An 8,998-nucleotide genomic window follows, 5' to 3' on the forward strand; every position below is an offset into this window, starting at 1 on the left:
TGTACAACCGCTACGCCGACGACGTCTTCTCGATGTGCCTGCTGATCCTCGGCGACCCGACGGTCGCGCGGGCGCGTTCGTGGTGGGCGGCGGCGGTGTGCTCGGGGCCGGCGCGGGTGGTGCGGCGGGCTGGTCGGCGCCGCGCTGGCCGGTGTCGACCTCGCGGACGACCTGGCCGGGTCGGGATACACCGGGACGGCTCGTGTAGGCGCCCGCGACGGTCGGCACCACAGTGGGCGAGGGCGCCTCGGACGCGACCGGCGGCCGGGCGATCGTCGGCAGGGGGCCGGGTGGCGCCGAGGGGGCGATCGCGACGATGCCGGGGCCGCCGTCGGCGACCAGCGCGGCCTCGCCCGCGGGCCAGGAGATGACGGCGGTGAGCCCGGCGACGGCGACGACCAGGGCGGCGGCCACGGCGATCGCGGGCCGGGCCCGGAAGTCGGCGAACCCGCCGGACCCCGCGGCGTCACCCGGGTAGGCGCGGTCCACGGGGATCAGCGGGAGGACGTTCCCGTACCGGTCCTGGGCACCGGCACCGGCCGGTGCCATGGTCTGCTCATGCTGGTCGTCCTGGCGCTGCGTGCGCAACTGCCCGGTGGACGGCGAGATGACGGTTACGGCGTCCTCAGGGGCGTAGCCGCCCGTGGGGCGACCGTCCGCGACCGGTGCCGGACCGCGGCGGTCCTGGGTCGGGAAGGCCGAGGCGGTGAAGGCCGGGACGGCCGGGCGGCTCGGGGCGGCGGCACCGGGATGGCCCGGCACCCCGCCAGCAGCCAGGCCCGCCGCGGCGGCCAGGTCGTCGACTCCGGCAAACGCGACGCCCGCAGGCTCGGTACCGGCGAACTCGGAGCCGGCGCGCTCGGCGGCTCGGCGGCTCGCGGCCGCCGCAGCGGCTTCGGCGGCGACGGCCGCGCGGTCGAAGGTGCGCTCCAGACCGGCCCGCAGGCTGGCCGGCGCGGGCACCACGGCGCCGTCGAGCAGCTCCTCGGGTGAGACGCCGTGCGGGACGGGAACGCTGCGCGCCTGCGGGGATCCCGACCAGGCCAGCGCGCTGCCGCGGGCGAGCTCCAGCAGCCAGGGGCGCAGTCGGGTCGGGTCCGAGAGCGGGTTGAGCCTCGTCCTCGCCACGAGGGCGAACGCGGTGCCGGCGGCCGCCCGCGCGACCGTCGGGTCGCCGAGGATCAGCAGGCACATCGAGAAGACGTCGTCGGCGTAGCGGTTGTACAGGTCATCGAAAGCCTGACGATCGCCGCGCCGAACCCGCGCCACCAGGTCCGCGTCGTCGTTCATCCGCTCAGCATCTCCCCGTGACGGCGTTCCTGACCTCGGCATCGGGACCAGGCTCCCAACCATTGTGGTGCCGGCCTGGTCACCGGTCAGGCAGGTCAATAGTAGGAGGTGCGTCATCCTGTTGGGGTGAATGCTGGGAAGATCTTTTGTCGCCAGCTCGACACCACGGTCAGCTTGACGCTGATCGTGGTGTCGTATCCCACTTCGTCGGGCGCGCTGACCACCTTATACGAAGGCAGCTTCGACGTATCCGCTCCGGCATCGCCGGGGCCGGACCGGTCCAGGCGACTGGTGAAGAAACCGCCTGGTATTCCCGAGAACCATCGTCAGTGTGGTGATCAGGAATTGGGCGGTTGTTCGAGCAGCGTGACCGTCGCGGTCTGGCTGGAGCCGTCGCGCTGGTAGGTGACCTGCACCTGGTTGCCGATCTCGTAGGACCGGACGGCGGCGATCAGCGAATCCACGTCGGTGACGGCGCGATCCCCCACTTTGGTGATGACGTCACCTACGCGCAGGCCCGCTTTGTCCGCCGGGCCTCCGCTGACCAGGGAGCGGATCTGCGCGCCCGTCCCACTCGCGGCCGTCGACCGGGTGTTCTCGTCGGCGGTGGAGGCGCTCACACCCAGATAGGGGTGCTGCGCTGCGCCGTTGTCGACGAGCTGGCCGGCGACCTTCTCCGCGTAGTTGCCCGGAATCGCGAAACCAACCCCGATGTTTCCGGACTGCTGACTACCACCAAAGGGTGAACTGCCGCCGACCGTCGCGATTGCGGTGTTCACGCCGATGATCTCGCCCTTGCTGTTCACCAGCGGCCCACCCGAGTTGCCGGGATTGATGGGCGCGTCGGTCTGGATCGCGTCCAGGACGGTGTTCTGCTGGTCCCGCACGGTCGCGTCGCCGGTGCGGACGGGCCGGTGCAGCGAGCTGACGATGCCGGAGGTGACCGTCCCGTTGAGGCCCAGCGGGCTGCCGACGGCGACGACGAGCTCGCCGACCTGCAGTGCGTCGGAGTCCCCGAACGTGGCGGCGGGCAGGCCGGTAGCGTCGATCTTGACCACGGCGAGGTCGGAGCTCGGGTCGGTCGCCTTGACCTGCGCGTCGAAGGTCCGGCCGTCCTGCATCGTGACCGTGAGGGTGCCGCCCTGCGAGGCGCCGGACACCACGTGGTTGTTCGTGAGGATGTAGCCGTCCGCGCGGATGATCGTCCCGGAGCCGGTGCCCGACTCCTGGCTGGACTGTTCGGCGATCGTCACGACACTGGGCAGGATCGCCTGCGCGGCCGCGGCGACCGTGTTGTCCGCGGCCGGAGAGACGCCGGCCGTGCCGGTCGACTGCCGCAGGCCGGCGGAGGAGGTCACCACCGCCGGGGAGTCGTCGCTGGCGACGAGTGCGCCGACGCCGCCGCCGATGCCGCCCGACACGAGCGCGATCGCCAGCGCGGCCGCGATCATCCGACGCCGGCGCATGGGCGCCGGGTTCGGCTTCGCGGGGGTGAACCGCCCGTAGGGGTCGGAGCCGCCCGGTGACCCGGGCGCCCGGCCACCGGGTGCCTGACCGCCGGGAGCCGCTCCGGGCGGCACCGGGGCGCCCCAGCCGGGATGCCCGGGGTTCCACCACGCGCCGGACTGCTGCTGGCCCTGGCCGGTGGCCGGGCCGCCCTGGTCGACCCGTTGCGTGCTGTCACCAGCGCCGGCGGTGGAGCGGGGGTCGGCCCAGCCGGAGGTCTGGGCGTAGGGCGCGGTCGGCCGGGGACCCTGCTGCGGGCCCGGCTCGTAGGGCCCACCGGGCGCGCCCGTGCCAGGCGCCGGGCCGGCCGGGTGCGGCGCCGGCGGGGGGCCCGCCGGAAAACCGCCGGTCTGGTCAGGACGGCTCGGGCCGGGCCCGGCCGGCGGCGTACCGGGGTACTGCTGATGTTCGACGGGATTCGACCGTGGGTCCACCGACCCCTCCGAACTGTTCGCCTCGGCCCTGGTCCGCTCCGGCGCGTCGTCGGGCGGAGCCCAAGGGGACCGGGCGTCGTGCGTGGCAGTCATGGTAAGCACTTTCCCCCGGGACCCTGAGCGATTCCTGAATTCCAACCTACGTTCCGCTTAGTCGGCGCCGCGAAGGGTGTCCGCTCCAGGACATCCTGCCCGAGTCTGGAAATGGCATCCGTTGTGGCCCCGGCCCGTGGCCCCGGCTCTGGTGCCGGCCCCGCGCGCAGGGCGGCCGGGTCGCGCGCTCCTGGGCTGGTCACGGCGCTGGACTGGTCGTGGTGCCGGCTCCGCCGGGCACTCCGCCTGGCTGCTGACCGTGGCCGGCCTCCGTACCCGCGGCGCCTGCCGCGTCCCCCGGCGTGCCGGTGCCGGTGCCGGTGCCGTTCACCGTCGCCCGGCCGCCAGCAGGTCCCGGATCTCGGTCAGCAGCCGGGTCTCGTCCGTGAGCGTCGGATCGTCCAGCGGGGACGTCTGGCCGCGCCGTCGCCGCTCATTGATCCTGCTGACCGGTGCGACCACGACAAAGTAGATCACCGCGGCGATCGAGAGGAACGCGATGAGGCTGTTCAGGAATCGACCGTAGTAGAAGACACTGTTGTTGATCGTGAAGGTGAGCTGTGCGAAGTCCGGCTTCCCGATGATCGCGGCGATGAGCGGGGTGAAGAGGTTCGCGACCAGCGACGTGACCACCGCGGTGAAGGCTGTGCCGATCACGACGGCGACCGCGAGGTCGACGACGTTCCCCCGCAGCAGGAACTCTTTGAAGCCCTTCATGCATCCCCCCGGACGTCGACTTCCCCGCGATGCCGTGCCGAGTGTGTGACCGCCCGATCGGGTGGTTCGCGGTGGTTCCCACCCGCCACACCATCGGGCCGGGTGCCGCGACCGCCGGTGCCGCCCGCGCCGGCCGGCGACGTCGGCCGTCGGTGATGGCGAGGACACTAACGGCGGTGGCGGCGGCCGGCAGCGCGATGAGCCGGGGCCGGCGAACTCCGGCGGGCCGACTTCCCCGGCAGGTCGGGAAATGGGCCACGAGGTGGGCTGAATGTCAAGGGGGCTCGCGCAACACTTCCGCAACGGCGTGATACACCGGTATCCGCTGGGTATTCCCTGCATGGCCCGGAATCGGAGGTTGTCTGGTGACGGACGGTGCGTGGAGAGGTGACCCTCGGGATCCGGCTGGGCCCGGCTACCGGGAACGGCCGCCCGGCGCACCGGACGACCCGGGGCCGGACGGCTACTGGGACGGCCCGGACCAGCATCAGCAGTACCGGAACGATCCCCGCGCCAACGGTCCCCACCAGGGCGTGCCGCACTACCAGGGCGGCCCGCCCGCGGGATATCCCGACGGCGCCCAGCCGGGCGGCGCCTACCAGCAGCCGGGATACCCGCCGGCCGCCGACCCCGGGCGCGCCTACGGCCCCGGCCCCGGCGGCGGTCCCTACCCGCCGGCGGGCCCGGCGGGAGGCCAGTACTCGCCGCCGCCCGGTCCCGGTGCCCGCCCGCCCGCGGGCGGTGGCGCGCCCTATCCTCCGGGCGGCCCGGGCCCCGCGACCGGCCCGTACCCGCCGCCCGGCCCCGCCACGGGCGGCTACCCGTCAGCGGACGGCCCGAGCGGCCCGGCCAGCCCGGGCGGTCCGGGCGGTGGGGGTGCCCGCCGGGACTCGACCTCCGTCCGCGGTGCCCTGGTGCCGCGCGCCGGTGCCGGCCGTGCCCCGACGCGCCCGCCTGGGTCGACCGGTCCGGCGCCGCGGCAGGCTCCCGAGCGGGGGAGCGCGGTAGATGCCGGCGCCGCCCGTCCGGACCTGTATCAGCCGGAGCCGTCCCGAGCGGCCGCGCGCCCGGGGACGGACCCGGGCGCGCGCCGGGGCGGTCCCGACCCGGCCTACCGGGACGCGGCGTACCCGCAGATGGCACACCGCGACGTCGCGGTGCCCGACGCCGACCCGCGCGACGCCGGGCGGCGGGACGTGCCCTACCGCGACCAGGAACGCGGATACCGCGACGGACCCGCGCGGGACACGCCGTACCGCGACCCGGACGGCCCGGCTGACGACGACGGCCGCGGCCCGATGCCCGGCACCGGCCCGCGCGCGCGGGCCCGGGCCGCCCGGCGCGCCGGCGGCCAGGACGGCACCGGCCCGCAGGACCGGGCCAGATCCACGGGCGCCGGCACCGAGGTGCTGGGAGCCGTCGGCGTGGCTTCCGCCGGGACCGGGCCGCGCCGGGCCGCGCCCCCGCGGCAGGGCGGCTTCGACGAGGTCGACTTCCCCGGCGAACCTGACTTCCCGGACGACGGCGACGGCCTCGACGGTCCGGACGGCGGCGAGAGCGCCGGGCTCGGGCCCTTCCTGCGCCGCCTCGTGATCGCCCTGGTCGTGCTCGGCGTGGCCCTCGCGGTGGGCGTCGGTGCCGGCGTCATCTGGGAGAAGGTGCGCCCGAGCGGCGATACGGCGACGACGGCGAACACGCCCCCGACGGCGACGCCCGGCACGGGCCCGTCGGCTTCCCCCGCGCCGTCCACCGGTGCCCCCGCGGGCGGCGGCCAGCCGCAGGCCGCGGTGCCCGCGGACTGGGTGGCCTTCACGGACCCCGACCAGAAGGCGACGTTCTCCCATCCGCCGACCTGGAAGCAACGACGGGACAACACCGGTGTGTTCTTCGGGGAGCCGGGGGCGGGTGCGGTGGGCACACCCGCCGAGTACGGCCCGCAGATGATCGGCGTCGCCCGGGTCGCGGGCGCGGACGCCGCGACGGCGCTCAGCCAGGTCCAGGGCAGTGAGTTCGGCAGCGTCTCGGGCCTGACCCAGGACCGCTCGGGCCCGGCGACGGACACGTCCGGCGCGACCGTGCAGGAACTGGCGGGCTCCTACGACCGTGACGGCCAGCGCGTCTCGTACCTCATGCGCACGAGCGAGGCGCCCGGCGCGGTCTACGTGCTCATCGCCAGGGTTCCGGCGGACGCCTCGGCGTCACTGAACACGATGATGGGCGCGCTGCGCGCCTCGTTCCAGCCGGCCGCCTGAGGCCAGCTCAGCCGCCTGACGCCGGCTTGGTTGTCTGACGCCGGCTTGGCTGTCTGGGGGTTGTCTGGGGCCGGCTTGGCTGTCTGGGGCAGGCAGGGCGGGATCGCTCAGATCCGGGGGCCGGCGGTGGCCGAGCGGGCCGGCCCCAGCAGCTCCCACAGCACGGCGGCCGTGTCGAAGGAGCCGGCACCGGTCAGCGGCGGCCAGCCGTGCCCCAGCGCCGGCAGCACGTACTGCACGAGGCGGGCGGACGTCGAACAGGTCGTCTCGTGCCGGACGGCCACCGGCGGCGCCTGGACGGGCGGCGCGGGCGGCTGGGTCGCGGGCGCGCCCGGTCCCGTCGCCGGCGGCTGGCCGAGCGGTGCCTGGCCGAGCGGTGCCTGGCCGAGCGGTGCCTGGCCGGCCGCCGGCGGTGTGGTGGCGGGCAGCAGCCCGGGGCCGGCGGCGGCGATGATCGCCGGGTCGGCTGGCCCGGCGGTGCCGGACCCGGCCGGGTCCACCGCCCCGACCTGGGCTCCGGTCGCGCCGATCGGACGGCCGTCCGCGCCGGTGGTCGTGGTGTCGGCGGGCTGGGTGGGTGACGGGCAGCCGTCCACCGCCCGGAACGGGGCGAGGCTCACCTCGACGGGCGTGATCCCCGTCTGCAGGGCCTCGGACCACAGCGCGCCGGCGTACGGGACGTGGCCGTCCATTCCGCCGTGCACCGACACCATGGTTACGGGCGCGGGCGGAGTGCAGTTGAAGGTCTGCAGGCTGGCGGCGACGACCGCGAACCCGGCGAGCTCGTCCCCGTGCTCGCAGGCGTAGCGGTAGGCCAGCATGCCGCCGTTCGACAGCCCGATGATGCTGACCCGGCGCGGGTCGATCGGGTACCTGCTCTCCAGGTGCGCGATGAGTGAACGCAGCCAGCCGACGTCGTCACTGCTGGCGGCCGCGGCCGGGCCGCAGCAGGTGCCCGCGTTCCAGGACATCCCCAGCCCGTCGGGGTAGACGACCGCGAAGCCGGCCGACCGGGCGAGCGCGTCGAGCCCCCAGCCGTGCTGCGGCTCGGTGCCATCGTGGTACAGGCTGTGCAGCGCCACGACCAGCGGGTACGGCCCCGGCGTGCCCGTGTCCGGCAGCGTCAGCCGGATCTGACCACCCCGTCCACTTTGCTCGAAGGCATCGGGACCGATCGTCGGCGGCGGGGTGGGGATGGTCCCCTCGTCGCTCGTCGGGCCGGGCCGGGCGCTTGGCCCGGCCCCGCCCGCGAGCCCGCACCCGGCGACGACCAGCAATGCCGTGAGCAGGGACATGAGAAGCCGTACCGCGACGAAGCGGCGGCTGCGGGCGGCCGACACGACCGGTATTCTGACGCGCCGCCCACAGGCCCGCGCGTCAACGGTGTCGTTGATTACTCTTAGTGTTAGGGCTGATACGTGCGAGGTCGTTCTCGTTTGCCCGCACCACGTTCAGGCGGGGCCGGTCACGTGGGGACCAGCGCTCGGGCACGGCCGGTTCCCCACCTGTCGGTTCTCTTCCGGCCGGGGCCATGCCACGCGGGTTCACGTGCAGGGGCATGACGTTCCTCGAGTCGACGTCGAACGAGCGCGGATCGCCGCTCGGGACCGCCGACACCCCGCTGTCGACCTTGCCCCTGTCTGACTTGCTCCTGTCGATCCTGGTTCTGTCGCGACCGTCCTCGGCCGCCCCCGCCCCGGAGCCGGCGGTGCTCGCGTCCATGATCCGCGTTGCCTGGGCGCGGTCCGCGCCGAGCCCGCGGGGCTCGGTGGACTCGGCCGCGCTCCGGTAGCGATCGAACGCGACCTGCGCGCGGGTCTCCAGGTCGTCGACCTTCGCGAGCGATTCGCGGACCCGTCGTTCGCCGGCCGGGCCGGCGGCCAGCAGATCGGACAGGCAGTGGTCCACTGCCCTGCGAGCCGCCAGCCATCCGAGGAGCAGCCGTGAACGTTCCATGTCGGATGGCTCGTTCACCGAGATGTCCCTTCGCTCGCAATCTCTCGACGCCGGTGCGGCGTCGCCCCCCGCGAGGTCCTGCTTGTCCGCGTTGCGTCCTGGCGTAGGTGTCTCCCACCGTCGTGCGGCGTGGCGCCGACGCCGCGCCGCCACCCGAAGTCTTCCCTTCCCAGAGTGCCCCACCCGGCGGCGCGGCGCGTCGCAGTTCGCCGAACGCACACCCACACGTCAGTCGGAAACAGCGCCAGGGAGCTGGTTCTCCCCCCGAACAGGGGATGTCGGCGGCGTGCCGGGGAGCGCCGACGGCGATGGCAGGGTTGTGCGTGGCGACGCGGGTGCGGGATCCGTGGACGGTACCCGTCCCGGCACGTCGGCCGTCGAGGGGGCCCGCGGTAGCGCTCCCGGCGGGGGCGGTGGCACGGGCACCGCTGACGGCGCCGGGGTTCGACGCCGCTCCGACGCCGTTCCCCGCTCGGACGCCGTTCCCCGCTCGCCCGGTGGCGGGACGGGCGGGTGCCGCGGTGTGGGCGCCGGTGCCGGTGTGGGCGCCGGCGCCCACACCGGCACCGGAGTCGGCGTGGGCACGGACGCCGGTTCCGTCGCTGGCCCCGGGTGCGGGCGCGGGCGAGCAGCGCCGGGTTGTCGTCGAGGCGGAGGTCACGGCGAAGCCACCACACCGCCTGCGTCGAGGGGGGCGAGCTCATCCGACGGACGGTAGCCCGTCACCACGGGTCACCAACGGAGACCACT

General features: G+C 74.8%; 6 protein-coding genes and 1 pseudogene. 2 read left to right on the forward strand and 5 right to left on the reverse strand.

The window, feature by feature from the left end:
- The 3 genes from FMEAI12_RS29015 to mscL form a co-directional block, all read right to left on the reverse strand.
- Positions 1 to 1,290: RNA polymerase subunit sigma (locus tag FMEAI12_RS29015; RefSeq protein ID WP_200835448.1), on the reverse strand; the 1,290-nt coding region annotated here is incomplete at its 3' end.
- Between the two features lie 338 nt (positions 1,291 to 1,628).
- The gene (locus FMEAI12_RS29020) at positions 1,629 to 3,323 is read right to left on the reverse strand and encodes a trypsin-like peptidase domain-containing protein (protein WP_112108562.1); all 1,695 of its coding nucleotides are present in this window, start codon (positions 3,321 to 3,323) and stop codon (positions 1,629 to 1,631) included.
- 327 nt (positions 3,324 to 3,650) lie between these two features.
- A complete protein-coding gene (gene mscL / locus FMEAI12_RS29025) occupies positions 3,651 to 4,040 on the reverse strand; it encodes a large conductance mechanosensitive channel protein MscL (RefSeq protein ID WP_018504000.1) in 390 nt (129 codons plus the stop codon).
- 365 nt (positions 4,041 to 4,405) lie between these two features.
- On the opposite strand from mscL, the gene FMEAI12_RS29030 reads away from it, so the two are divergent.
- Entirely contained in the window at positions 4,406 to 6,292 is a 1,887-nt protein-coding gene (locus tag FMEAI12_RS29030; RefSeq protein ID WP_200835449.1) for a hypothetical protein, read from the forward strand.
- 107 nt (positions 6,293 to 6,399) lie between these two features.
- Here FMEAI12_RS29030 and FMEAI12_RS29035 read toward each other — a convergent pair whose 3' ends face one another.
- Together FMEAI12_RS29035 and FMEAI12_RS29040 are read right to left on the reverse strand one after the other, a co-directional pair.
- Positions 6,400 to 7,632 (reverse strand): PHB depolymerase family esterase, encoded by a 1,233-nt coding sequence (locus FMEAI12_RS29035; protein ID WP_112108561.1) that lies wholly within the window; start codon positions 7,630 to 7,632, stop codon positions 6,400 to 6,402.
- Positions 7,633 to 7,669: 37 nt separating this feature from the next.
- On the reverse strand, positions 7,670 to 8,266 hold the full coding sequence (locus FMEAI12_RS29040; protein WP_235014736.1) for a hypothetical protein: 597 nt from the start codon (positions 8,264 to 8,266) through the stop codon (positions 7,670 to 7,672).
- Between the two features lie 395 nt (positions 8,267 to 8,661).
- Between FMEAI12_RS29040 and FMEAI12_RS38775 the strand changes: the two are divergent.
- Positions 8,662 to 8,998 (forward strand): annotated as a pseudogene (locus tag FMEAI12_RS38775) (hypothetical protein); the annotation flags it as partial.

It is taken from the genome of Parafrankia sp. Ea1.12 (assembly GCF_900465275.1).
Classification (GTDB): domain Bacteria; phylum Actinomycetota; class Actinomycetes; order Frankiales; family Frankiaceae; genus Parafrankia; species Parafrankia soli.

Excerpts from the sequence above, each read along its gene's own strand:
- mscL (WP_018504000.1), bottom strand. The coding sequence starts at position 4,040 with ATGAAGGGCTTCAAAGAGTTCCTGCTGCGGGGGAACGTCGTCGACCTC.
- FMEAI12_RS29020 (WP_112108562.1), bottom strand. The coding sequence starts at position 3,323 with ATGACTGCCACGCACGACGCCCGGTCCCCTTGGGCTCCGCCCGACGAC.